25 protein-coding genes and 4 tRNA genes are annotated in these 24,364 nt (G+C 64.8%); 8 read left to right on the top strand and 21 right to left on the bottom strand.

Features of this window, described 5'->3' with window-relative positions; translation table 11 throughout:
* Positions 1 to 19: 19 nt before the first annotated feature.
* The 10 genes from clpB to G6N61_RS07340 form a co-directional block, all read right to left on the bottom strand.
* Positions 20 to 2,644: an ATP-dependent chaperone ClpB gene (gene clpB / locus G6N61_RS07295; RefSeq protein ID WP_163917928.1), complete on the bottom strand. Its 2,625-nt coding sequence runs from the start codon at positions 2,642 to 2,644 to the stop codon at positions 20 to 22.
* Entirely contained in the window at positions 2,626 to 2,943 is a 318-nt protein-coding gene (locus G6N61_RS07300) for a chaperone modulator CbpM (protein WP_163917929.1), read from the bottom strand. Before G6N61_RS07300 ends, clpB begins: the two co-directional genes overlap by 19 nt.
* Positions 2,940 to 3,845, bottom strand: coding sequence for a DnaJ C-terminal domain-containing protein (locus tag G6N61_RS07305; RefSeq protein WP_163917930.1), 906 nt, complete (start codon positions 3,843 to 3,845; stop codon positions 2,940 to 2,942). Before G6N61_RS07305 ends, G6N61_RS07300 begins: the two co-directional genes overlap by 4 nt.
* 6 nt (positions 3,846 to 3,851) lie before the next feature.
* Positions 3,852 to 4,376: a nucleotide exchange factor GrpE gene (locus G6N61_RS07310; protein ID WP_163917931.1), complete on the bottom strand. Its 525-nt coding sequence runs from the start codon at positions 4,374 to 4,376 to the stop codon at positions 3,852 to 3,854.
* Positions 4,377 to 4,382: 6 nt separating this feature from the next.
* Entirely contained in the window at positions 4,383 to 6,266 is a 1,884-nt protein-coding gene (dnaK, locus tag G6N61_RS07315) for a molecular chaperone DnaK (protein ID WP_163917932.1), read from the bottom strand.
* 4 nt (positions 6,267 to 6,270) lie between these two features.
* Entirely contained in the window at positions 6,271 to 6,777 is a 507-nt protein-coding gene (locus tag G6N61_RS07320) for a YflT domain-containing protein (protein WP_163924652.1), read from the bottom strand.
* 289 nt (positions 6,778 to 7,066) lie between these two features.
* Positions 7,067 to 7,447 carry a DUF2267 domain-containing protein gene (locus G6N61_RS07325; protein WP_163917933.1) on the bottom strand — a complete coding sequence of 127 codons (381 nt, stop codon included), beginning with the start codon at positions 7,445 to 7,447 and terminating at the stop codon, positions 7,067 to 7,069.
* A 149-nt stretch (positions 7,448 to 7,596) separates the two neighbouring features.
* Entirely contained in the window at positions 7,597 to 8,031 is a 435-nt protein-coding gene (locus G6N61_RS07330; protein WP_163917934.1) for an Hsp20/alpha crystallin family protein, read from the bottom strand.
* A 65-nt stretch (positions 8,032 to 8,096) separates the two neighbouring features.
* Entirely contained in the window at positions 8,097 to 8,549 is a 453-nt protein-coding gene (locus G6N61_RS07335) for a DUF1931 family protein (RefSeq protein WP_163917935.1), read from the bottom strand.
* A gap of 201 nt (positions 8,550 to 8,750) precedes the next feature.
* Positions 8,751 to 10,289, bottom strand: a complete 1,539-nt coding sequence (locus G6N61_RS07340; protein ID WP_235887438.1) for a PucR family transcriptional regulator — start codon at positions 10,287 to 10,289, stop codon at positions 8,751 to 8,753.
* Between the two features lie 482 nt (positions 10,290 to 10,771).
* On the opposite strand from G6N61_RS07340, the gene G6N61_RS07345 reads away from it, so the two are divergent.
* Entirely contained in the window at positions 10,772 to 12,532 is a 1,761-nt protein-coding gene (locus G6N61_RS07345; RefSeq protein WP_163917937.1) for a PucR family transcriptional regulator, read from the top strand.
* A gap of 137 nt (positions 12,533 to 12,669) precedes the next feature.
* Positions 12,670 to 13,077 (top strand): STAS domain-containing protein, encoded by a 408-nt coding sequence (locus tag G6N61_RS07350; protein WP_163917938.1) that lies wholly within the window; start codon positions 12,670 to 12,672, stop codon positions 13,075 to 13,077.
* Here the strand turns inward: G6N61_RS07350 and G6N61_RS07355 are convergent.
* Positions 13,020 to 14,054: an AraC family transcriptional regulator gene (locus tag G6N61_RS07355; RefSeq protein WP_163917939.1), complete on the bottom strand. Its 1,035-nt coding sequence runs from the start codon at positions 14,052 to 14,054 to the stop codon at positions 13,020 to 13,022. The genes G6N61_RS07350 and G6N61_RS07355 overlap by 58 nt on opposite strands.
* 438 nt (positions 14,055 to 14,492) lie before the next feature.
* On the opposite strand from G6N61_RS07355, the gene G6N61_RS07360 reads away from it, so the two are divergent.
* Entirely contained in the window at positions 14,493 to 15,176 is a 684-nt protein-coding gene (locus G6N61_RS07360) for a GAF and ANTAR domain-containing protein (protein WP_163917940.1), read from the top strand.
* On the opposite strand, the gene G6N61_RS07365 is transcribed toward G6N61_RS07360, so the two are convergent.
* The 4 genes from G6N61_RS07365 to G6N61_RS07380 form a co-directional block, all read right to left on the bottom strand.
* The gene (locus G6N61_RS07365; protein WP_163917941.1) at positions 15,165 to 17,348 is read right to left on the bottom strand and encodes an amylo-alpha-1,6-glucosidase; all 2,184 of its coding nucleotides are present in this window, start codon (positions 17,346 to 17,348) and stop codon (positions 15,165 to 15,167) included. The genes G6N61_RS07360 and G6N61_RS07365 overlap by 12 nt on opposite strands.
* Entirely contained in the window at positions 17,345 to 18,400 is a 1,056-nt protein-coding gene (locus G6N61_RS07370) for a glycosyltransferase family 4 protein (protein ID WP_198339329.1), read from the bottom strand. Before G6N61_RS07370 ends, G6N61_RS07365 begins: the two co-directional genes overlap by 4 nt.
* A gap of 190 nt (positions 18,401 to 18,590) precedes the next feature.
* Positions 18,591 to 19,160 (bottom strand): hypothetical protein, encoded by a 570-nt coding sequence (locus tag G6N61_RS07375; RefSeq protein ID WP_163917942.1) that lies wholly within the window; start codon positions 19,158 to 19,160, stop codon positions 18,591 to 18,593.
* A 16-nt stretch (positions 19,161 to 19,176) separates the two neighbouring features.
* Positions 19,177 to 20,325: a zinc-dependent alcohol dehydrogenase gene (locus tag G6N61_RS07380; protein WP_163917943.1), complete on the bottom strand. Its 1,149-nt coding sequence runs from the start codon at positions 20,323 to 20,325 to the stop codon at positions 19,177 to 19,179.
* A gap of 319 nt (positions 20,326 to 20,644) precedes the next feature.
* Between G6N61_RS07380 and G6N61_RS07385 the strand changes: the two genes are divergently transcribed.
* The gene (locus G6N61_RS07385; RefSeq protein ID WP_163917944.1) at positions 20,645 to 21,373 is read left to right on the top strand and encodes a type 1 glutamine amidotransferase domain-containing protein; all 729 of its coding nucleotides are present in this window, start codon (positions 20,645 to 20,647) and stop codon (positions 21,371 to 21,373) included.
* Positions 21,374 to 21,448: 75 nt separating this feature from the next.
* Here G6N61_RS07385 and G6N61_RS07390 read toward each other — a convergent pair.
* The 4 genes from G6N61_RS07390 to G6N61_RS30775 all read right to left on the bottom strand — a co-directional run bounded on the left by G6N61_RS07390 (position 21,449) and on the right by G6N61_RS30775 (position 22,883).
* Positions 21,449 to 21,523: transfer RNA gene (locus G6N61_RS07390), tRNA-Val, on the bottom strand.
* Between the two features lie 162 nt (positions 21,524 to 21,685).
* The gene (locus tag G6N61_RS07395; protein WP_163917945.1) at positions 21,686 to 22,147 is read right to left on the bottom strand and encodes an Asp23/Gls24 family envelope stress response protein; all 462 of its coding nucleotides are present in this window, start codon (positions 22,145 to 22,147) and stop codon (positions 21,686 to 21,688) included.
* Between the two features lie 143 nt (positions 22,148 to 22,290).
* A complete protein-coding gene (locus G6N61_RS07400) occupies positions 22,291 to 22,464 on the bottom strand; it encodes a CsbD family protein (RefSeq protein ID WP_163917946.1) in 174 nt (57 codons plus the stop codon).
* A gap of 56 nt (positions 22,465 to 22,520) precedes the next feature.
* Positions 22,521 to 22,883, bottom strand: a complete 363-nt coding sequence (locus tag G6N61_RS30775) for a CsbD family protein (RefSeq protein ID WP_235887439.1) — start codon at positions 22,881 to 22,883, stop codon at positions 22,521 to 22,523.
* Between the two features lie 284 nt (positions 22,884 to 23,167).
* Between G6N61_RS30775 and G6N61_RS07410 the strand changes: the two genes are divergently transcribed.
* The 3 genes from G6N61_RS07410 (at position 23,168) to G6N61_RS07420 (ending at position 23,431) form a co-directional block, all read left to right on the top strand.
* Positions 23,168 to 23,240: transfer RNA gene (locus tag G6N61_RS07410), tRNA-Gly, on the top strand.
* 28 nt (positions 23,241 to 23,268) lie between these two features.
* Positions 23,269 to 23,339, top strand: a tRNA-Cys gene (locus tag G6N61_RS07415).
* A 17-nt stretch (positions 23,340 to 23,356) separates the two neighbouring features.
* A tRNA-Val gene (locus tag G6N61_RS07420) sits at positions 23,357 to 23,431 on the top strand.
* A 3-nt stretch (positions 23,432 to 23,434) separates the two neighbouring features.
* On the opposite strand, the gene G6N61_RS07425 is transcribed toward G6N61_RS07420, so the two are convergent.
* Positions 23,435 to 23,671: a ribosome modulation factor gene (locus tag G6N61_RS07425; RefSeq protein WP_235887440.1), complete on the bottom strand. Its 237-nt coding sequence runs from the start codon at positions 23,669 to 23,671 to the stop codon at positions 23,435 to 23,437.
* A 64-nt stretch (positions 23,672 to 23,735) separates the two neighbouring features.
* Entirely contained in the window at positions 23,736 to 23,924 is a 189-nt protein-coding gene (locus G6N61_RS07430; RefSeq protein ID WP_163917947.1) for a hypothetical protein, read from the bottom strand.
* A gap of 192 nt (positions 23,925 to 24,116) precedes the next feature.
* Between G6N61_RS07430 and G6N61_RS07435 the strand changes: the two genes are divergently transcribed.
* Positions 24,117 to 24,326, top strand: a complete 210-nt coding sequence (locus tag G6N61_RS07435; protein WP_235887441.1) for a three-helix bundle dimerization domain-containing protein — start codon at positions 24,117 to 24,119, stop codon at positions 24,324 to 24,326.
* Positions 24,327 to 24,364: the final 38 nt, after the last annotated feature.

Genomic DNA, 24,364 nt, shown 5'->3' on the forward strand with positions numbered 1-24,364 from the left:
GGGGCATGGGACACCGCCGTCAGGCCGCGAGGGCGGGTTCCGAATAACCAACGGCGAGTTCACCGTTGTCCAGGGTGACGCGAATCATGCCGCCGCCCGCGACATCGCCGCGTAGCAAGGCACGGCCAATCTTGGTCTCCACCTCGTGGGCGATGTACCGACGCAGCGGCCGGGCTCCGTACACCGGGTCGTAGCCGTGTTCGGCAATCATCCGGCGAGCGTCCGCGGTTATGTCGAGTTCGATCTGACGTTCGGCCAACCGGTCCCGTAGCTCGCGCAGCTGCAGCTCCACGATCCGTTCGATCTGCTGCATCGACAGAGGCGTGAACAAGACGATGTCGTCGACGCGGTTGAGGAACTCGGGCCGGAAGTGTGTGCGTAGCTCACCCATCACCCGGTCGCGCGCCTCGGGCTTGATCTCACCGTCCCCGGTGACGCCGTCGAGCAGGTGGTGTGACCCGATGTTGGAGGTCATGATGACCACGGTGTTGCGGAAGTCGACCTGGCGACCCTGCGCGTCGGTGAGCCGACCGTCGTCGAGCACCTGCAGCAACGTGTTGAACACATCGGGGTGCGCCTTCTCGATCTCGTCGAGCAACACCACGGAGTAGGGCTTGCGACGCACCGCTTCGGTGAGCTGGCCGCCCTCCTCGTAGCCCACGTATCCCGGTGGTGCACCGACCAACCGGCTGACCGTGTGCCGCTCCTGATACTCGCTCATGTCGAGCCGCACCGTGTTGTCCTCGCTGTCGAACAACGCGGCAGCCAGGGTCTTGCCGAGCTCGGTCTTGCCCACCCCGGTGGGCCCCAGGAAGATGAACGAGCCAATCGGACGGCGCGGGTCACGGATTCCGGAGCGGGCACGGATCACCGCATCCGCGACCAGTTGCACGGCTTGATCCTGGCCGATCACCCGCTCGTGCAGGATCTCGTCGAGGCGCAGCAGTTTTTCCCGCTCGCCCTCCTGTAGTCGCGCCACCGGTATGCCGGTCCAGGCGGCCACGATCTCGGCGATCTCGTCCTCGGTGACGACCTCACGTAGCAAGGGCTTTTCGCCCTGTTTGGACTGCAGCTGTTCGGATGCCGCGTCGAGTTTGCGCTCCAATTCCCGGATCTGGCCGTAGCGCAACTCGGCTGCCCGGTTGAGGTCATAGTTGCGTTCGGCCTCTTCGGCCTCGTGGCGGAGCTGCTCGAGCTGCCCACGCAATTCCTGCACCCGCCGAATCGCCTGCCGCTCGGCATCCCATTGCGCGCGCCGCGCGTCGGCCTCCGCCCGCAGATCAGCCAATTCCTTTCGGAGTTCCGCCAACCGGGAACTGCTGGCGGGGTCGGTCTCTTTGTCCAGTGCGGCCTCTTCGATCTCCAGCCGGGTAACCCTACGGGTCGCCTCATCCAATTCCGCTGGCATGGAGTCTATTTCGGTTCGTAGTCGCGCACACGCCTCGTCGACGAGGTCAATCGCCTTGTCGGGTAGGAAGCGGTCGGTGATGTAGCGATGCGACAGCGTTGCCGCCGCTACGAGCGCCCCATCCTGGATCCGTACGCCGTGAAAGACTTCCAGGCGTTCACGTAGGCCGCGCAGGATCGAGATCGTGTCCTCGACGGCAGGCTCGTCGACCAGAACGGTCTGGAACCGACGCTCCAACGCGGCGTCCTTCTCGATGTGCTTGCGATACTCGTCCAGAGTAGTGGCGCCGATCATGTGCAGCTCACCACGGGCGAGCATCGGCTTGAGCATGTTGCCGGCGTCCAGCGACCCCTCGGTCGCCCCGGCGCCGACCACCGTGTGTAACTCGTCGACGAACAACAGGATCTGCCCTTCGGCTGCCTTCACCTCTGACAGCACCGCCTGTAATCGCTCCTCGAACTCACCGCGATACTTCGCGCCTGCCACCAGGGAGCCCATGTCGAGGGAGAAGATGGTCTTGTCCCGCAGGCCTTCCGGCACGTCGCCGCGCACGATCCGCTGGGCCAGGCCCTCCACGATGGCCGTCTTACCGACTCCCGGGTCGCCGATGAGCACCGGGTTGTTCTTCGTCTTGCGGCTCAGAATCTGGATCACCCTGCGGATCTCGGCGTCGCGCCCGATCACCGGGTCCAACTTGCCTGCGCGACCTTCGGACACCAGGTCGCGACCGTACTTCTCCAGCGCCTCGTAAGCGCCCTCCGGGGTCGCCGAAGTGACCCGCTGGTTGCCGCGAACCTTGGCCAGCACAGTCAGAAAGGAGTCGCGAGTCACGTTGTGCGAAGCCAAGATCCGTCCGGCTGCAGAAGCCGTCCCCTCTTCAGCCAATGCGATGACGAGGTGCTCCACCGACACGTATTCGTCCTTGAGCCGCTTGGCTTCCCGTTCGGCAGCATCCAGCAGGCCGGCCAGGCGCCTGGTGACGGAGACCTGGCCCGGCGTGGCGCCGGGTCCGTTCACCTTCGGACGGCGGTTCAGCTCGCGCTCCAGGTCGGCGCGCAGGGCCGCGGTGTCGGCGCCCGTCTGGTCGAGGAGCCGCGGTACCAGACCCTCAGGCTGGTCGATCAGCGCCATCAACAGGTGTTCACCGTCGACCTCGGTGTGGCCCATCCGGGTGGCGATACTCTGCGCGTCGGCCAACGCCTCCTGCGACTTCTGCGTCAGCTTGTTGATGTCCATGGCGACGTCCTCCTTCGGCGAGACGCTGATTCGAGCTCTTCGATGCGGTCGAGCAGATCCAGCACCAGACCGATTGCCGCGTAGTTCAGTCCCAGCCCGGTCCGCAGCCGCTGAATGCGCGCGACGATGGCCAACGCAGGCGGTTCCAGCACGAGATCGCCGCGAGCATCCCGCCGGCAATCGAGTAGGCCCAATGCCACCAACCGGCGCACCTGGTCCGGATGTAGCCCGCAACGCGCCGCGAAGACCTCGAGCTGTATACCGGGCCGGCGCGCCAAGACGTAGTGTGGGACGGTCATCGTCCTCTCCTCGGGTCGAATGCGGACTCCGCGGCCAGTTGTTCGAACAGATCGCGTTCTCGCGCGGTGGGGTTCGGTGGCACCATCACCTTGATTTCCGCGTAGAGGTTCCCTGCTGCACCGTGCGGGTTGGGCATGCCTTCGCCGCGCAACCGCAACCGACGGCCGGTCGAGGATCCCTGCGGCACCTTGACTTTCGCTTCGCCGCTAGGGGTTCGGACCGCGACGGTGGTGCCGAGCACCGCCTCCCATGGTGACACCGGCAGATCGACGCTGACGTCGCGACCGACGAGCCGGAATCGGGAATCCGGCTTGATCCGCACCACGAGGTATAGATCTCCGGCCGGCCCACTGCCGCTCCCCCGACCGCCCTCTCCTGCGAGCCGGATCCGCTGACCGTCGATGACGCCGGCGGGAACGTCGACCGTGTAGCTGCGGCCGTCCAGCGAGATCTGCCGTTTGCCACCCCGGTAGGCCTCCTCGACCGTAAGCTCCAACACCGCTTCCTGATCGGCGCCTGGAATGGGCCCGAATCCACCACCGCCGCTGAACATCTCGCCGAAGAGGTCTTCGATGTTGATGCCGCCTGCGCCGCCAAATCCCTGGCCGTATCGCACCCGCCCACCGCCGGGCCGCCCGCCACCGACTCCGGCGCCGACCCGTTGCTCCCAGTCGTCGGGAACCTGACGGTAGTCTTCGCCGAATCGGTCATAGCGCTTTCGGGTTTCAGGGTCCGTCAGGACGTGGTAGGCCTCGTTGATTTCCTTGAATCGGTCCTCGGCCGCCGGATCCTTGTTGACGTCCGGGTGGTTCTTGCGTGCCAGGGTGCGGAACGCCTGCTGGATCTGATCTGCGGTCGCGTCCCGCGACACCCCAAGCGCTTCGTAGTAATCGCGGGCCACGAGGTGTCACTGTCCGCGCCGGGCGACCACCACGGCCGCCGGCCGCAGTTGTGCGGAGCCCTCGCCGTAGCCCGGTCGCAGCACGTCGACGACCGTGCCCGGGGGGCTGTCCGGGTGGTCCACTACACCGACCACTTCGTGACGCTCGGGGTTGAACGGCACGCCTGATTCGGCATCGCGGGGATAACCCAGTTGCTCGAGGACCTGCAGCGCCTGTCCGAGAATGCTCCGCAGACCTTCGAGAACCGCATCGGACTGGTCACCGGCATGACTGATCGCCCGCTCGAGGTCGTCGACGATCGGCAGCCACGCTCCGGCCACCCTGGATCGCTCCGTTGCTCGTTCGCGCTCCAGCTCGCGGGCGTACCGCTTGCGCAGGTTGTCCAGATCGGCGACGGCGCGCCGCCAGCGGTCTTCGAGCTTGGCCAGCGCGTCGCCTTCATCCTTGTCGGATGACGCCGCGTCGGACCGGTTCTCCGCAGCCCGGCCTTCCCCCTGGTCGGTCTCGGAATGCTCTGCGGGGCTGACCATTGCGAATCAACCCCGGTCGAATTCGGCGTCGACCACGTCGTCGTCACCGGCGGGAGAGCCTTGGCCGGCACCTGCCGATTGCCCGTTGCCGCTACCGGACGGCGCGGCTTGCAGCCCGTAGAGCATCTGCTGCAGTTCCGACGTCAGGGCCTGCACCCGGTTCACCGGCGCATCTTCCTTGACTGCTTGACGCGCGTCGGCGACCAGCATCTCGGCTCTGGCCCGATCGTGTGGCGCCACCGAATCGCCCAATTCGGCGAGTCGCCGCTCGACCTGGTAGGCGGCGGAGTCGAGCGCGTTTCGCGCCTCGACCGCCTGACGCAGCTGCTCATCCTCGCGGCGGTTTGCCTCGGCCTCGGCGAGCATGCGGTCGACCTCACCCTTGTCGAGGTTCGACTGCTCGCTGATGGTGATGCCCTGCTCGGCGCCTGTGTCCTGGTCGCGTGCGGTGACGTGCAGGATGCCATTGGCGTCGATGTCGAAGATGACCTCGACCTGCGGTTCACCCCGAGGTGCCGGGCGGATGTTCTCGAGCTTGAAGCGGCCGAGTGCCCGGTTGTCCCTTGCCAACTCCCGTTCGCCCTGCAGCACGACGATGTCGACAGCCGGTTGATTGTCGGCCGCGGTGGTGAACACCTCACTGCGTCGTGCCGGGATGGTGGTGTTGCGCTCGATGATCTTGGTCATCAGCCCGCCGGCGGTCTCCACGCCCAATGACAGTGGGGTGACGTCGAGCAGCAGGACATCGGAGACTTCCCCCTTGAGCACGCCGGCCTGGATCGCGGCGCCGAGCGCGACGACCTCGTCGGGGTTGACGCTCATGTTGGGGTCCTTGCCGCCGGTGAGCCGGCGCACCAAAGCCTGAACCGCCGGAATCCGGGTAGACCCGCCCACCAGGATTACCTCGTCGATGTCGTTGGCGCTCACCTTGGCGTCGGTCATCGCCTGCTTGACCGGGCCCATGGTTCGCTCGACCAGGTCCGCTGTGAGGTCGTCGAACTTCGATCGCATGATCGTCGTGGTCAGGTGCTTCGGTCCGCTGGCGTCGGCGGTGACGAACGGCAGATTCACCTGGGTCTGCGCCACCGACGACAGTTCGACCTTCGCCTTCTCGGCCGCCTCGAACAGCCTCTGCAACGCCTGTGCGTCATTGCGCAGGTCGATGTTGTTCTCCCGCTGGAACTCATCGGCGAGGTAGTCGACGAGCCGGCGGTCGAAGTCGTCGCCACCCAGGTGCGAATCGCCGGCCGTGGCGCGGACCTCGACCACCCCGTCACCGACGTCGAGCAGGCTCACGTCGAACGTCCCGCCGCCGAGGTCGAAGACGAGCACGGTCTCGTGGCCCTTCTTGTCCAGCCCGTAGGCCAGTGCAGCGGCCGTGGGCTCGTTGATGATTCGCAGTACGTCGAGGCCGGCGATCCGGCCGGCATCCTTGGTGGCGTTGCGTTGGGCGTCGTTGAAGTACGCGGGGACCGTGATCACCGCTTCCTTGACCCGCTCGCCCAGGAACTTGCCTGCGTCGTCGACGAGTTTGCGCAACACCAGCGCGCTGATCTCCTCCGGCGAGTACTTCTTGCCGCGCACTTCGAACCGGGCGGCGCCGCCCTCGCCCTCGACGACGTCGAAGCTGACCGCCTTGGCCTCATCCGATATCTCGTCGAATCGCCGACCGATGAATCGCTTCGCCGAATAGATGGTGCCCTTCGGGTTCATGATGGACTGCCGCCTGGCGAGTTGCCCGACCAGGCGCTCTCCGCTTTCCGTGAACCCCACCACCGACGGCGTGGTGCGTGCACCTTCGGCGTTGGGGATCACGATCGGCTCCCCGCCCTGCCAGGCGGCGATCACCGAATTGGTCGTGCCGAGATCGATTCCTACAGCTGTAGCCATGAAACTATTCCCTTCGGTCGGTGACGCCACCGAGCAGTTGGACGGCGCGGTCGGCCACCGGAGCGTCGGCGACGACGTCGTAGTACTTGGGCCGCAGTCCGCCCACCGAGTGGAAGTCCCGCCGGCCGCGCTGCAGTGCATGTGCCACGAGTCCGAACAGCGCGCCCACGATGGCGCCGAAAAGCAGGCCATAGCAGGCCAGTACCAGCGCGGAGAGCAGAGGATCGATCCAATCGAACAGGCCGAAGATCCACCCGATCAGCACACCGACGAGGGCGCCTGAACCGGCGCCGCGCAAAGCGGCGCCACCGTAGTTCAGGCGGCCGATGACTTGTTCGTGGTACTCCATGTCCCGGCCGATGATCGCCACCCTGTTCACCTCGAACCTCTGATCAGACAGGTAGTCGACCGCCCGCTCGGCATCGGCGTAATCGTCGAACGTGGCGATGACACGGCGGGGCGGCTCGGCGGGCCGCACTGCCGAGATCTGCACCGTTGAGTGGTGGGCCATCAGTCCCCCCACGCATCCACGGTCTGTGACGACGCGGGTCCCGCCAGGGTGTGATCGGCACGCCGATCGAGTCCGCGCAACGTTGCCATTGATGTCATCGCTTCTCCCAGGTCTCGAAGGTCGTCTCGGCGGAGGCGCCGACGGCCGATGCCACTGTGCATCGGTGCCTCCACGACCCCCGTAAACTCATCCTGCGGAATGGATCTCGCAAGCGCGTCCTCCTGCCAAGCCGAACTTGCTCGGTGCGTTTGAACCCGCCAGCACGGGTCGAACGCAACGACATCGAAGTTCAGCGCGGTTGGGACGTGCCGAGCCGATGGAAACCAGCAGGGAGCTGAGCGAGCACGTCGTCGAACTCTCCGGGCGACACTGCTTCGCCAACGGTGGCGAACACCGCGACAACAGCACGTGCGGCCGTGTCACCGCCGGTGCCAGCGCGTTCCGCCGTTCGTTGCACGAACTCCTCGAAATTAAATGCTTCAGCGTTCTCGCGGGCGCTCACCAAGGCCGAATCCAGCGGGGGCGGTAACTGGGCGGCAAGATCCTGCGCCTCGCCTCCACTGATGCGTTCTGCGAGAGTCGCCAACGTGGCCCTGACCAGCGACCCCGCCTCACTCTCTGGGACTCCAACGTTCTCTGCCACCCGGGCGATGAACTCGTCGTACTTCATGGTGATCCCCTCCGACGTAACCGATGACAATGGCCATCGTGATCGATTCGCCGTTTCCACCGCTTCGGTCCCAGCGGCTGAATCAATGGCGAGGATTCGACCCGGCAGGGCGATCCATCCGGGGGTGGGTACTCGAAAGCTAGTTTTCATCAACTCTTTTCAGATTGTCCGCCTCCATGCTTCACCTTGGGCACGTAGGCTTTGAGGACGCCATAGGCCAACGACACTTCGACGTCTTCCCTGCGTAGCTCACCGGGCAGAGTGACGCGGAACTCGAAGTGTCCGACACTGCGGGTTCGGTGCCGAAACAAGCCCTCGCGCTCGCGCTCCTTGATCTCTCCGGTCACTACGAACTCGTTGCCATCGAGGTCGACGTCGACGTCTTCCCTACGCACCCCTGGGAGTTCGACCTCGATGACATATCCTCCGTCCACCTCGATGACGTCGGCCGAGGGTGACCATGAGTGCCGACCCGTTCCCTTCTCAGACGCATTCTCATCACCGTCGAATCTGGTGTTGATGGGTCCCTCTGCGGGAGGCTGTTTTTCGGTCCGTCCCGCCGGACGCTGCAATGGTAATTTCATGTCGTCCCTCCGTTCACGACGTCGTCTCCCACCCCGCTGCCGTTCACCGCGGATCAGCGTCAGAACTAGAAGATCAGCCGAAATATGATGAAGACCCGATCCCAAAGCTCACTCGACGGTTTCGTCACCGATGGATCCACCACGCGGAACGACGAGGCCAGCGCCACACTGAGCCCGCCGAACAACTCGGGTAGGAGCTGCTCGGTGTCCTCCGCGAACGTGACGTCTCCTGGCGGTCGTCGTACGACCTGACGCAGCAACTCTCGAACGTCCTCGGCCTCGTCGAGCGCATCGAATTCTCTCATCCGCTCCTGCACACCCTTGGTGATCGGAAGGTCTTGCGGCACGACGACGTCGCGTCCGTTGGACTTGGCCGAGTTGCGGCCGGCGATGGCGATTGCGTCGATCCGTTCATCAACGAAGTCGTGGAAACGACGGACGTCGTTCTTGTCGATGTCGATGCTTGCGACCGATCGGAAGAACCTCTCGAACAACGGAATGCCCGACGGATGGGTCACTGGCTGACTCCCCTCAGCGGTCCGGGCGGGCCTGAACAGACCCAGGTGCAACGTTTGCACTGTCGCCGACGGACCGGACCGGACCGCGAGGCGCAAGATCGGTCTACGGATTCGACCCCGGGGGTCTAAGCGGCGGCCGCCAAGGCGCGCTGGACTTCACTGCCAGGCGCTCGGCGTACCCCTTCGCACATCGGTCCTTCGTCAAGGTTCCGGGGTGAGGAACCGCCACGCTCGCGTAGCGGCATGCAAGTTGAACCGGGTGTCGACATCGCGAAGGTCGAATCCCGTGAGGTCTGCGATGCGGCCGAGCCGGTACCGCAGCGTGCTGCGGTGAACGTGTAGCGCGGTGGCGGATTCGTCGTAGTTTCCGCCGCACTCCAAGTAATAGCTCAAGGTGTGCACGAGATCGGAACTCTTCGCGGCGTCGTAGTCGATCAGCGCACCCAGCCAGCGACGAACGTATTCTTCGGCGATGCCGACGGTGTGCGCTGCATCGACCAAGTGGTAGAAGCCCAATTCGTCGTAATCGGCAACTCCCTCTGGTTGGGCGGAGTTGAGGCGGATGTGCACGGCGCGACGCGCCCGGACGAAGGACTGCGGAATGTCGGTAGGCACGTCGCAGCGTGGCCCCATGCCGATCGCACACGAGACGTCTCCGAGCTGCCTGCTGATCTCCTGGTGCAACGCGTCGAGCGATGGTCGACCTCCGACGACGAGGACGACGAGCCTCCCCTGTTGCCCCATCAGATGACTCAGGTGCATGTGACCCGCAGCACGGCTCACCGCAGCGATGTCGGAAGTGCTGGCTCCGCGTGCAGTGTGAATCGCCAGCACGTAATGGGGCCGGCGCAGATCGTGACCTAGAGCCTCCGCCCGCGCGTAGGCGCCGGCGGCATCCGTACCCGCCAGGAGGTCGTCGAACAATTCACGGCGCAGGTTGAGTTGCACTTCTGCGAGAGTGCGCCGATGCGTCAGCTCGAGTCCGAGCACGCTGGTGCCGCATTTGAGTGCGAACAGCTCATCGTCGTCGATCTCGGCGTCGGCGTCGATGAGCGCGAGGACTCCGAGTATCTCCGTGTGCGGCTGTATCAGTACGCTCACGCGGCTCCCAGACCGCACAGGACCGCCCTGTGTGGACAGCAGGTGGAGAAATCGGTCGCGTTGACTTTGCTTCACCTTCACGTGCCGAAGTGGTCGGCCCGGCCCGGCCCACGCGAGAATGTTGCCGAACCTGTCCTCCAGACACACCGCACGTCCCGTCAACCCGTGCAGTGCCTCGAGGATGCCCTCTTCCCCGGCACCGCTTGCCAGCGCGGACTCCAAGAATTCGTGGACGCGCGAGCGCGCCTCGAGCCGCTGCACGGTGTCAGTCAGGTCCTGATTCGTCGCCTCGAGTTGACGAGCCCGTCGTATGTCGCGCTGATGCAACTGAGCGCACGCCAGGGCGGCGCCCGCTTGTCGCGTGAGGAGGTCCAGCATCGACAGATGATCTGCCGTCGGTTCGTCAGCGGCACTGACCACCAGACACCCGTGAACGATGTCTTGGTGGGATAGGCGGAAGGCGCGGCCCCAGCCACCACGAGCCGGGACGATCGAGCCCTGCCAGCCCAATCGCTCGAGGACTTCGGCCAGCTCCGGGTCATTGCGCTGAGTGGGAGGGCACAACGTCATGTCGTCGCCTGCTCCGCAGTAGGTCGCCTCGACCCGGCATGGGGTCAGAGCACCGACTCCCTCGCTCATCGTTGCGATGATCTCCGCTGGATCCAACGACGAGAAGCCGATTCGCGCCAGCTCCGTCAGGCTTTCGGGGGTGACATCCGATCCGGATCCATCAGCGATCGTCGAGTTGGCATTCATACGCAGCCATGCGGGCCCGTGCGCCGGCAGCACCTGCTCACGAACCCGAGATTTCCCGACTCCGAATGACGTGAAGGAAATCGGGTGCCCTGGCACACCTCCCTCTGGGGCGTAGCGGCGTCGATCCCGTGTGGATTCGAGGCCACGTGAGGAAAACGACGCACATGTTTACCCGCATTCGCGGGGCCGAAACATGCGCGTTCCGGTTCTCTTCGGCAGACCGGGCCGAGAGTCGGCACCGCCGAACGGGAGACCAACCCGGAGAACTCAATATCCATCTGCAATGTTCTCGTGGACAACAGCTTTCGATCGAATCGATCCCCAATTGATTGGATTGACGCCTTCCGGGTACGACCCGGCGTCGGGTGGAACGCGTGATTTGGGGGAACGAGATGGATACGTTGGGGCTGAGCACGCTCGTTTCCGAGGCGGTCGGCATCGACGGCCGCTCCGAAGTCTCGGGCGTGTACGGCGTCCTCGTTGGCTGTTCCTTGATGTTCGACGGTCGCTCAGCCGACGCCATACTGAACTTGGCTGCAGATGCAGTGCAATCCCTGAGCGAGAGCTACGCCGAGGCCGTTTACCGCGTCGTGGACGGCAAGCCGGCAGACCACCGCGACCGCGATCGACCGTTGGACCGCAGCCTGGATACCGCGGTCTCCGAAAACCTTGCCTCCGATCACGCGATCGAATTGCCAGACGCAGCATGGAGGTACGCGATCACGCTGCGCACCGTCAAGACGGTGACGGCTGTTCTCGTCGTCCGCTCCGAACGTGCCCCGTCGGCCCGCGAGATGATCTTGCTGAAGGTTCTCGCGCAGCAAACCGCGGCAGCGATGGTGACCGCCGAACTAATCGATGGAAAGCGTCGCCAGAGTCTGTCATTGCAGAAGACGACCGCAGATCACGAAAGGACGATTCATCGGTTGTCGCGCAGCGTCGCTGCGTTGGAACGCCGCGACCACATTCACGAGGTCTTGACCCGCGTCTCGGCGTCCGGAGTGGGTGAGGCCGGGATTGCCGGCGCACTTCACGAGCTGACGTCCCTGGCGGTGTCGGTCGAAGACGCGTTCGGGAATCTCTTGACATGGTCGCCTCCGCCGACCCCCGGCTCCTACCGGCCGGTGGGTGGTGACAATAGGGCAGACGTCCTCCGCCAGGTGCGCGCGAATGGACAGCACAGCCGCGACGGGGATCGTGTCTTCCGCCTCATCAGATCCAAGACACACACCCTTGGGGTGGTGGCGTTGCACGATCCGCACCGCCGCGCTGATCGGCTCGACACATTCGCACTCGAATACGCGGCGGCGGTATTGGCGGTGGAGATGTCCTACCGGCGCTCGCTCGCAGAAGCCGAACTACGACTGCGTCGTGATCTGATCGACGATCTACTCGCCGGTACTGACGACACGAGCGCGTATTCACGTGGCGCGGCGCTCGGACACAATCTCCGCACGCCTCATCGGGTAACCATCGTACAGTGGAGTCCCGAGATCGACGGCGACTTGATTGCCCGCACGGCCAGTCGCTGGGCAACAGCTGCCGGTCTACACCCGCTCAGCGCTCGACGGCCTTCGATGATCATTCTGCTGACCGAAGATCTGCCCGAACCCGAGTCTCTGCATCGCGCAATTTCGAGGGACGTGGGAAACGGCCACGGCTGGATCGCGATCGGGTCCGTCGCAAAGACCCCTTCCTGCCTACCGCGCTCCTTCGCCGACGCGCGACGAACCCTGCGCATACAGAAGGTCGCGGCTGATCGTTATGGATCCCGTCGGTTCGACGACCTCGGAGTGTGTCGGATACTCGATCCAGGTGACAACGCACCCGCAGTCCGTGAGTTCCTGTCCGAATGGCTCGGCGCCCTCATGGCCTACGACGACGAGAAGAGCGCCGAACTAGTCAAGACCCTGGGGCGGTATCTCGACTGCGGTGGAAATTACGACCAAGCGGCGACTGCCCTCAACATTCATCGCAGCACTCTGCGGTACCGTCTCGGACGCATACGAGACATCAGCGGACTCGATCTACAGGATGTCAATTCGCGCCTCAACCTCCACCTCGCAACGAAGGTCTACGACATGGTGGGCAACCCCACCGTGCATCACGGGGGGTGCCCTGACTGATCGCGGTGCCAGCGTTGGGGCGCGGATCCCGCGGCGCAAATCGGACACACTCGGGACGCTGCGTGGATATCGACGAGTGGATCGCGCTGCTTTACTCACCTTCGTAGCGGTACGACGTGACTCGGTGAGGGAGCGCTTTGCAGGGCGAACTGGGCGGATTCTCCTACTCCGTGCAACGGCTTGCCTGCGGGACGAGCGTCGTCAGTGCGGCCGGTGACCTCGACGGAGAGACGCACTCGAGGATGTACCGCCTCGTCACCGACGAAGTGGCGCGAGAACCATCACAGCTGATACTCGACATGTCAGGCGTGACGTCGGCAGACGACGCCGCGCTCGAGGCCCTGATGGAGGCCTCGGCGTTGGCCGGCGAATCCGACATCTCCTTCTGCCTCGTGGCACCCGCGACCAACCCGATCGTGACCACACTCGCCGCGGCCGAGTTGATCGAACGGTTCGAAGTCTTCCCGACGCTTGGCGAAGCGCAGCGTCACGCTTCACGGTCCGGTGGTCGAAGCGTCTGCGACGGGGACTCCCCGAACAACTGACGGTACTGCTGAGCGAACCGGCCGAGGTGAACGAAGCCCCACCGGGTGGCCACCGTGGTGACGGACGCCGCGGCACCCCTTTCAGACGCGTCGACCAACTCGCAGCGCACCCGGTGCAGTCGCACCTCCCGCAGGTAGCTCATCGGTGGCAACTCGCCTGCTCTGGCGAAGGCCTTCTGCAGTGCCCTTGGGCTGACCCCTGCATCTCGGGCGAGTTGCGCCGTCGTCCACGCCGTCTCGGGGTAACAGCGCATCAGGTCGATCGCGTGTTCCACCGCCGATCGTGCTGCGGACGTTCCATCGTCGCCGCTGAGTTCGTCTGAGTAACCGTGCGGTTGGGTGAGCAGCAAACCCTCGATGAGAAGCTGTTGCAGGTTTGCCACCGCAAGCCGGTGCCGGAGGAGGCCGTCCACCTTTCCGGCCTCTCGACTCAACACTCCCACCAGGCTCAACCAGCTGACCGATCTCGTCGTCGTCAGGTCCAACCGCCGCGCGAAGTCGACGGGCTTGCCGAGCGAGCGATCAAGCAAGTTCTCCAACTCGCGCTCCATGCTGTTCTGATCGATCTTGATCCCGAGCTGTGCGCAATCGTGTGACCACGTCAAATCGGTGCTGGTTCCAGGCCCGAACACGGTCGCCGCCCCGGGCGCAGTCACGGTGCTCGGGTGACGGTCGCCCCACCTGCTGACGGTGTGACCCGAAATGGCGATGGCGATGTGATAGCCGCCGACGTCCGGCACCCGCATGACAGCCTCGCCACCCATGCCCAGGTAGCCGATGCTGAGGTGCGGTAGTTGCTCCGCCCTCACCTCAACGCGAAACGATTCCTTGGAGCTAGGCGTGATGTCGAGCGGAAAGAACGCGGGTCGCAGCGCCGCGGTCGCTTCGTCGACGTCGGTCGTATTCATCAACGGCGCCCAATCGGCGGCCGCAGCACCGAGCTGGTAGTCAAGAAGCGCCTGGTTTCCCGGACTCACTGTGTCACCCACCTCCTACGTCGGCATTGCATCTTTCTCACCGAGTGTCGGTCATCCCCGATATTGCTGCTGGCAAAGCGTGACGAACGTCCATTCTCAGCTCCGCAGGCACCGCACGGCACGCCTCGAAGAGCACTGTCAGCGACACGTCACGGTCGCGACGTCAGCGACTCGTCGCCCCGCCCGAGCGCCACGACTGACGCCGAGAGGCCAAGCCCATTCGCGATTTGTTGATCTGCTGGGTCGACGCTCTACGCCCACTCGCTTGGCATAGTCGTCACGCGAACACCCACACCTACGAAGAATCCACGGGGGAAGCAAGTGGACGAAGCCATCGTCGCAACAGGTGAACGGGCGGGCGTTGGACGGCGTCACCGTGAATCCGAGGACAGACGCCACGACTGCCACCGCAGGACGGGCCGGCCGACGATCTCAGAAGTGACCGGCACCTTGGCCCGGGGGAACGCGATCGAAGACGTGCTCCACAACCTCACTGCCGCATCGTTGGCGTTGATTCGGGGAGCGGACTGCGCCAAGCTGTCGGTCATCGACAACGGGGTTCTGCGTTCCACCGCAGCAACTTCGGAACTCGCCGTATCGCTCGACACCCCGCAGCAAGTGGCCCGTCGGGGTCCGTGCCTCGAGGCGATCAGCACGCGGAAGGCCATTCGCTGCGACGATCTGCGCACCGACGCCCGCTGGCCCGAGTTCTCGCCCATTGCCATGACCGCTGGGGTGCGCAGCGTGATGTCCTGTCCGATCGACACCCCCGAAAACGGCGGCGCAACGTTGAGCCTGTTCGGTTTCCAAACCGCAGCCTTCGGACCCGAATCAGAGACCATCGGCGCGGTACTGGCCGATCACGCCTCCATCGCGCTCCTCAATCAAAGGCAGGAACGCGAATTCCAGACCGCCTTGGCCAGCCGCGATGTCATAGGGCAAGCAAAGGGCGTGGTCATGGAACGGTTCGGCGTCGACGCCCACCAAGCGTTCGCAATGCTGACCGCACTCTCGCAAAATACGAACACGCCGGTTCGGGACCTTGCCGCAAAGCTCGTGAACCCAGCGGGCAAGGCTTTACTGCCCACTTCTCAGTGGCCCTCGCCTCGCTCACGAGCTTGAGTGCCGTCGGGTTGGGGGCGAAGTCCGTGGTGTCACCAGCCGAACCCCCTCGGGAAGTCCACGCACGTCGACCGTTCCGTTCGCTTCGACCGTGACACTCATCCGGGTTCCGGCCAGCGGCACGTTCTCCATGCAGATCGGTAGCAACCGATCGGGCACCATCGGGCTCAGATGAACCTGACCGTGCGGAACGTCCGGGTTGAAGCGCAACAGGCTACGCAACACCAGACGTGACGACGCAGCGGCCCAGGCCTGTGGCGAACAGGACGTCGGGTACGGCACGGGGCGTGAGAAGTCCGCTCTGGAGAACCCGCAGAACAATTCGGGGAGTCGGCCGCCAAAGTACTCGGACGCATCGATCAGGTCGAGTGCGAGCAGTCGGGTCTCGTTGACGAATCCGTAGTTCGCCAGTCCGGCAATGGCAATCGCCGTGTCGTGTGGCCACACGGAGCCGTTGTGATAACTCATGGGGTTGTAGGCGCCCATGTCGGCGGCCAGAGTTCGCAATCCGAACCCGGAGTTCATCGAAGTCCCGGCGAGATGCGCGGCCACGGCGGCGGCCTTGTCGTCGTCGACGATGCCAGCCCACAGACAGTGACCCATGTTCGACGTGACCGCGTCGACTTGGCGTTTCGCTCCGTCCAGCGCCGTGGCGAACGCTCGTCGCTCGGGCATCCAGAAAGCTCGGTTGAACGCCGCTTTCAGCCGCGCCGCGCGACTTCGCCACTGATCTGCGCAGGCCGTGTCACCGTCGGTCTCCGCCAGGAACGCACGTCCCAGAAAGGCGGCGTAGACATAGCCCTGTACCTCGCACAGAGCGATGGGAGGTGCAGCCAGGTGTCCGTCGGCGTGGTTGACGCCGTCGAACGAGTCCTTCCAGCCCTGGTTGACCAACCCCCGATCGGTATGTCGTTGGTATTCCACGAAGCCGTCGCCGTCGGCGTCGCCGTACTCGCGAATCCACGTCAAGGCTTTGTCAGCTGCCGCCAGCAACGACGGCCGGTCAGCGTCGGGAAGGGCTCCCCACCTGTCGAGTTCAGCGAGCAACATGACGAAGAGCGGTGTGGCGTCTGCGGTTCCGTAGTACGTAGTGCCGCCTCCAAGGGCCAACGCCGCTGCGGTACCGAGACGAACCTCGTGCAGGATGCGACCTGGTTCTTCCTCCGTGAGGGGATCGGTGCGAGTCCCCTGCAACCGGGCGAGGGTGCGCAGCGTGTTGAGCGCCAAGCGGGGATCCAGTCCCAAGCCCATCCATGCGGTCAAGAGGGAGTCTCGTCCGAACAGGGCCATGAACCACGGCGCCCCGGCTGCGAGAATCGGATTGCCCGGTTGCCTCGGGTCCTCGATCTGCAGTGAACCCAGGTCGCGGGTCCCTACCTCGATCGACCGATCCAGCGCCGGATCTCCGGTCACCACTCGCGGATTCGACAGGCGCCACGCCTGAAGTCGCTGCGCGGGTGCGCTGCAAGCAACCGGTTCGCCACAGCGGTGTCGGAGTTCCGTTCGCCCACACCCGGTCAAGGCTTCCACCTCGATGCAGGTCGACCACTGCGATCGTTGCGGCACTACGACCCGGAACGTGAACCGACCCGGGGTCACGATGGGTTCGCCCGAGCCCGTTATCTGAGCGGTGTGCGTGATGTCAGGGCCCGCGAGCGTGAAGGTCATCGACGACGTTCCGATGTCGATTGCCATTCCGTGCGGTGGCCGAACCCTTCCCTCCTTGACGGCGAAGAGGTCCGCGAAATCCGTGTCGACGATCAAGGACAACGTGACCCCGACTGGCTCCGCTCCGAGGTTGCGCAAGGTTATCTCTTCGCGCATGCCATCGCCGACCAGCCTGTCGCGGAGCACCAGCATCGTGCTGTCCGCCAGCCATTGGCGTGGAGGCGTACGACCGACGAACGTGGCCCGGTATGGTTCGGCGGCTTCGTCGACAGTGGACAGGCTCTGCATCTGCGCCCCATCGACGGTCAGCCGCCAGCAGGACAGAATCCGGGTGTCGGAGACGAACAGACCGTGGGGCCGGTCGCGTTGCATGTCACCGGATCTCGACGACACGCAAAATACCGAGCCTTCGAGAAGCGTGACGTCGACACCGTCTCCTGCAACAGGCGGGCCGGACCCGGAGGCCCATGCACCCGCGGCTCCTTCTTCGCCGTCGATGGTCATCGAGCGACCATCTCCTGGTAGAGGGTGAGATGGTCGTCGATCATCCGACCGGTGGAAAAGCGTTCGGTGACGGTCGCTCGACATAGGCCACGGTCCAACCGGTCGACCCTGTGGATTGCCGCTGCGAGTTCTGCGGTGTCAGCGCAGAGGAAACCGGTATGGCCCGAGTCCACGATTTCTCGGGTGGCGCCGATGGGACAGGCGATTACCGGCGTGCCACATGCCATGGCTTCGATCATCACCAGCCCGAACGGTTCTGCCCATTGGATTGGGTTGAGTAGAGCTTTCGCAGCACCGAGTAAGTTCAGTTTTGCTTCACCGGCTACTTCACCGACGACCTCGACATCGTCAGCGAGAAGCGGCTGAATTTGATCCGCGAAGTAACGCTTCTCCGCGGGTTCCCGGTTCTTGGCGGCAATGATCAGCGTTTCGCCCGCAGCGCGTGCAGCCAAGATTGCTTCTCGCACACCCTTGTCCGGAGTCATTCGGCCCAGGAATAGCAGGTAGTCGCCATCACCTTCGCCCTGCGGGTATTCGTCGAGGTCCAATCCGTGGTGAATCACCCGGTCGACGGCGATCTCCGGTGCACGAGAGGCTTGATCGTGCGAAATGGCAACGACGGGAAGTCTTTTACCGTAGCGGCCGTAGATCGCGCGCAGTTCACCACTGAACGGACCGTGACATGTGGTGACCACTCGGTCATAGCCAGTCGCCAATGCCCAGGCCGGTCCAAGCAAGGTGTGGTCGTGAATGATGTCGCAGCCGGCGAGCGCTTCGTAGCCAGCCATGACATAGGGCAACTCCACTTCTCCGTTCCCGATCCGGTCCCATTCCGCGCTGGCCACGGCAGACACGAGCGGCACCGGTACCGTGCTGTCGCCGGTGGCGTAGAGAACCACCTCGTGTCCGGCGGCGACCAAGCCCTGCGCCAGCTGACAAACCACCGCCTCGGTGCCCCCGTAGCTTGGCGGAGGAATCGCCGCCCAGGGCGGCGCCAATAGCCCCACCTTCAACGAATTCTGTTTCATCAGTTCATCATCGGGAGAATTCACGCGAAGGGCACCGGTCCGACGGGACGAAGATGACCGGCAGGACTGGTGCCGTCAGATGAGCCAGCGGGGCCCGGCGGCGTTGGCCGTCTCGTCGCGCGGTGAAAAGGCGCTGAAACGACCTTGGGCTGGCCGCGATGCTACGCGGCCAGCCCAGGCCGTTCCCGCGGCGGTTACGGCGTGATGCGTGTTCTTACTTCCTTCGCATCAACCGTGTCACGGCTAAGATCGCGAGAATCCACGGACCCGCAACGATGACCGGGTCGACCCAAAGGTGCTTCACGTCGACCCGCTTGCGGCCCAGGCGGGACTTGATCCCGCCATGGCTGAATTCCGCCTTCACACCGGTTTCGGTGATCGGATTGTCGGGGTGCAGGCTGAGTAGCGACCGCAGGTGGTGCTCAGCGGCGTCCACCCGGTCCGCGTAGAGCAGGATCATCCAGTGCGCGGCGCGGCCCTCGCTGAACTTGTAGGCGAACTTGCGCATCACGCCTGAGAGCCCGCTGGGTGGCTGCGCAGTGCCGAACACCGGGGTGAGGAATCGATGCTCGACGGACCGCTCACGCGGCCACTTCTCCGGTTGCCGCTCGGGGAAGTCCCAGTGGGCGCCGGTGTCGAGGAACTGCAGCTTGGGGACCGACGGTCGGTCCTTTTCATTCAGGTCGGCGCCCCAGCCGGGGATACGTGCCCGCAATTCGTTGGTGTCCGGTACGGGCGGATGGTCTGCCGTGTAGGCGGGCACGCGTTCTGGAGTTTGAGTCATGGCATTTCCCTTGAGTTCAGTTCTGGTCGACGAGAACGACGGGCTTGATTATGTCGTCCAACTTCGAGGAGAAGATGTGGTAGCCCTCGGCGATGTGTTCGAGCGGAATGCGGTGAGTCACAATGTCGTTGGGCTTGAGGTAGCCGTTCTGAATGTGCGACCAGAGTCGCGGCCACTGCCGCTTGACCGGGCACTGGTTCATGTGGATCGTGAGGCCCTTGTTCATGGCATCACCGAATTTCACCGCACTGAACATCGGTCCGTAAGCGCCGACCACGGAGACGGTCCCGCCCTTCCGCACTGAATCGATGGCCCAGTTGAGCGCGATCGGAGATCCCCCCTGCAACTTGAACTTCGCCGTGGACATGTGTTGGAGCAGGTTGCCGTCCGCTTCTGCACCGACCGCATCGACCGCCACGTCGGCACCGAGGAAATCGGTGGTCTTCTTCATCTCCACCACGATGTCGTCGAACTCACCGAAGTTCACGACTTCCGCGTTCGCGAAAGTGCGGGCTTTCTCCAACCGGTAGTCCAGGTGGTCGACGACGATCACACGCCCGGCACCCATCAACCACGCACTCTTGGCCGCATACAGGCCGACCGGCCCGGCCCCGAACACGACGACGGTGTCACCCTCGACGATGTCACCCAGCTGTGCGCCGAAGTAGCCGGTCGCCAGCGCATCAGTGCACAGCAACGCGTCCTCGTCCTCCATCCAGTCGGGTATCACCGACGGACCGACGTCGGCGAAGGGCACCCGCACGAACTCGGCCTGCGCGCCGTCGTAACCACCACACGTATGGGAGTAGCCGTAGATTCCGCCGACCGCGGTGGCGTTGGGATTCACGTTGTGGCAGTTCGAGTACAAGCCGCGAGCGCAGAAGTAGCAGGAGCCGCAGTAGATGTTGAACGGCACCATGACCCGATCACCCGGCTGCACGTTTTGGACCGACGAACCGACCTTCTCCACGACTCCGATGAACTCGTGGCCGAACGTGTGGCCGACCCGGGTGTCCGGCATCAAGCCGTGGTAGAGGTGCAGATCGGACCCACAGATCGCCGCCAACTTCACCCGCACGATCGCATCATTGGGATGCTCGATCGCCGGGATCTCCTTCTCCTCGATGCGGACCTTGTAGGGGCCGCGGTACGTCATCGCCTTCATAACGCCTCCTGTCTGATGGATGGGTCCATTTGGTTCCCTGAGCGTCAGGCAGGAAACGGACCCCCGGTGGCAGAAAAGCACCCGGCCAGTTGACCTCTCAGTGCAAACAGCTCGATTCGTACTTCGATTCGGTCGGCGCGGTGCCTCGTGCTTCGAGCACATATTCACGGGTGGAGTTTCCTACTGGCGGGACGAGGCCGACTTCCGTCACCGTGGGCACAGTGTTTCCGATACGGACCATCCATCGACTGGTCGAGGACTTGCGACCGTCGAGAGCGTTGCCACGTGAGCTGGCATCGATGGAGATCGGAGGACCCTGATGCCCAACATGCGACGACTGCAGGGCCGCCGGATCGCGGTACTCGCGACCGACGGCTTCGAGAAGGTGGAGCTGACGATTCCGATGCGCGCCCTGCAGCTGGCAGGCGCGAAGGTGGATGTCATATCCCTGCGACACGGACGCATCCGCGGGGCGAACCTGCACATGCCGGCCACCCGCGTCCGCGTGGACAAGACGACGACGGAGGCCGACCCTGCCGACTACGACGGCCTGTTGCTTCCGGGCGGGTTCATCAATCCCGATCTCTTGCGGCAATCTGCGCAGGCGCGGCACTTCGTCCGGGAATTCGCAGACGCTGGAAAGCCGATCGTCACGCTGTGCCACGGCCCTTGGGTACTCGCGTCGGCGGGCCTGCTCCAGGGGCGGACGCTGACGTCCTGGCCGGGTATCCGCGACGACCTGGTGAACGCGGGCGCCATCTGGCTCGATCAAGAGGTCGTCAAGGATGGAAACCTGCTCACCAGCCGCGGACCGCAGGACTTGGCAGCCTTCATTCCCGCCATCGTCGACCACTTCGCGGAAGCCGCTTCGCAGTCACGGACTGCGATACCGGGTCAGGTCTCCGACGCGCAGCTGAATTCACCCGTCGGTTGGGCCGTCGCTGCGCTGCGCTGGGGGCCAAAGCCCTCCATACCGGCCGCCCTGGCAGGCCTGGTGGCGGGCGCTCGGCTGTCCCCCACGTCGCCGCTGCGGAGGGCCTCGTCGTGAGTCGGCTGGATGAACCGAAAGGCCGGACGCATCGGCGGCCAGTTGCCAGTGAACCCGCTGTGACCTGCGGGTTCGTGGTGGTCCCGACTGGGATCGAACCAGTGACCTTCCGCGTGTGAGGCGGACGCTCTCCCCCTGAGCTACGAGACCGGGGACGCCATCGACCGTGATCGGATGGACGAGAAAGGTTAACACGGCAGCCGACCGGCGCGGGAATCTGGATCTCGCGATCGGGCCGACGCGCCCTGCGCGGTGGGCCGCCGCCCCGATCGGGGGCTGCGGCCCCACCGCGCGGTCACCGGCGGGTGATCGTCACTTCACCCGGCTGACCGACTCGATGTCGTCGCCATCGTCGTCGCTGGGCAGGTGGACGTCGTGGACGGTCACGTTCACTTCCGTGACCTCGAGGCCGGTCATGCGCTGAATCGCCCCGATCACGTTGCGGCGCAGGCCTGCAGCGAGGTCCGCGATGGACACGCCGTACTCGGCCACCACGTCGATGTCGACGGCGGCCTGCTTCTCCCCCACCTCGACGGAGACGCCCTGGGACAGGTTGGTTCCCGAACCCGGAATGCGCTCGCGCAGTGCGCCGACGACGCGCGACGCACCGCCGCCGAGATCGTGGACGCCGCTCACCTCGCGGGCGGCGATGCCTGCAACCTTCGAGACCACCGTGTCGGCGATCGTGGTCTTGCCCTGCGAGCTGACGAGGGCTGATTCAGCGGCTGCGGCAACGCTCTTGCCGGGTGCTGTGGCGGTGGTCTGGGTGGTCATCGTTCTTCGCTCTCCTTCGGTTTGGAGTGACATGGACCCGAATGGCGTCCTGCCGGAGTGGTTGCGGCGCAGTCATTTTCTCGACGCCGGTGGTGCGGACCGTGCCGCTTCCGCGCGGAGGCGGCACGGTCCGCGGTGGACGCCTACTTGTTGAAGGTGTCCTTGATGTTCTCGCCGACCTTCTTCACGCCGGACACACCCTGATCCTTCTTGCCCTCGGCGGCCAGCTCGTCGTTGTTGGTGACGTCGCCGACGACCTCCTTGGCCTTTCCGATGGCGTCCTCGGCAGCGTTCTTGGCCTTGTCAACGATTCCCATGAGATTCCCTTCGTCGTGTTTTCCTCTACCTCCGAACGAGTTTCGGAGGAAGTTCGTCAGCGGGTGAGCGCGCGGCGCGTCAGGAGCACCACGGCGACTGCGGCTGCGACGATCGCTGCGATGATCACGCGGTTGTCGCGTGCCACCGATGCGGCATCGTCGAGGTGCAGTTGCCGGGCGGCATCGGCGGTGTCGTGCGCCAGGTGCGAAATCTTGTCCTGCGCAACGTCGCCGGCCTCGCTGACCGCCTCCTTGACCTCGGCGGCCTTGTCGGCTGCTGCGTCGATGCCTTGGGCGACCTTTGCCTGCGCCTGATCGGCGGCGCCTTCCGCCTTCAGGTCGTCGTTGCCCGTGAGGTCCCCGGCGGTGCGCTTGGCGCGTCCTGCGACCTCTTGGGCCTTGTCTGCGAAATCCGCCATGACGGTGGTGTCCCTCCTACTCGTCGCACACGCCGCGGTTCGGCGTGCGGGGCTTCTCGGTTTCGAGGAGTCGTTGGTATGACGGCATCGGCCCACCAGACCGAACACGTGATCTTGGTGAGCCCGCTCACAGGGGGGGTCGAACCCGGCCGACATGCAGCCCCGACGGAGTCGGGTGACGTCCTGACCGGCCGCGACTGTCATTCGACGAGGGGATTTGTGCCCGCTCGATCGCGTCGACTATTGTCGTCCTTCGCAACGTGCGACGGAGTCGGACGTAGCGTGCGGACGTGGCGCAGTTGGTAGCGCACAACCTTGCCAAGGTTGGGGTCGCGGGTTCGAATCCCGTCGTCCGCTCGGAGTACGAAGTGGTATCAAGCCCAGCGGTGGAGTGGCCGAGTGGTGAGGCAACGGCCTGCAAAGCCGTGCACACGGGTTCGATTCCCGTCTCCACCTCCGACGAATGACCCCCGGCGCGATTAGCTCAGCGGGAGAGCGCTTCCCTGACACGGAAGAGGTCACTGGTTCAATCCCAGTATCGCGCACCAGCTTTACCGAAGTTCGCGCCCTCCTGGGCCCCACTCGGGCGGCGACGCCGTCCAGTCGTCTACTCCGCGATATCGCTGCATTGCCGGCCCCGTCTCGATCCGGACGTGCAGCATGCGGCGATACCCGCGCATCCACAGTTTCGCCAAGACCAGCGATTGGCCGTTGTAGGGGTTGCGGTCACCGGGCTCGGCCAACGAGCCCTCGTAGAGGGCGTGCATGTACTCGGCGCGCTTCGACACCCACCAAGCATGCAGGCACGCCGACGTGTCGCGGCGGATGCCGCGCCCACGGTCGCGAAGGACCCTAGCCCGCGTCGGGGTGTTCGCGCCCGAACGCATCGAAGGCGTCGGCGATGTGGTCGGCGGTGGCGTCAGGATGCTCGAGCGCGATGGCCTCGATGGCCGAGTACGTCTGGTCACCCAACCCCTGGGCGTGCGGCGGGCGTACGCCTTGGGCCAACGCGCGGTGCAACGAGTCACGGAAGACGCCCACTACGGGAGATTCTGGTGCCAACACCATGCCAAGTTACGACCATCGGGGCCCGCGCGCTGACCGAGGACCGGAAATTAACCGGCTGGTCAAATGCGCGTCATCTTCATCGGCGGGCTGCGGCGTGCGTCCCGTGCGATGAACGTCACGTGACCACGGATTGACCAGCGGATGACGGACTGCCACGCTCTTTCCGTGTCACGGGACAGCGAACAGCATCAGATTCAGCAGGTCATCACCAGGCTCGCCGCTGCCTACCCCGATGTTCCGCAGGCGCGCATCGCGGACGTCGTCAAGACCGTGCACGCACGCTTCGACGGCCGTCCGCTGCGGGAGTTCGTGCCGCTGTTCGTCGAGCGCGCCGCCAAGGTCGAACTGCGCGACTCGAGCCTGCTGGGCGTCTGACCCCGCGGGCGACATTCACCATCTCGTCACCGCCGATC

The organism is Mycolicibacterium arabiense, from assembly GCF_010731815.2.
In the GTDB taxonomy this organism is placed as follows: Bacteria; Actinomycetota; Actinomycetes; order Mycobacteriales; family Mycobacteriaceae; genus Mycobacterium; species Mycobacterium arabiense.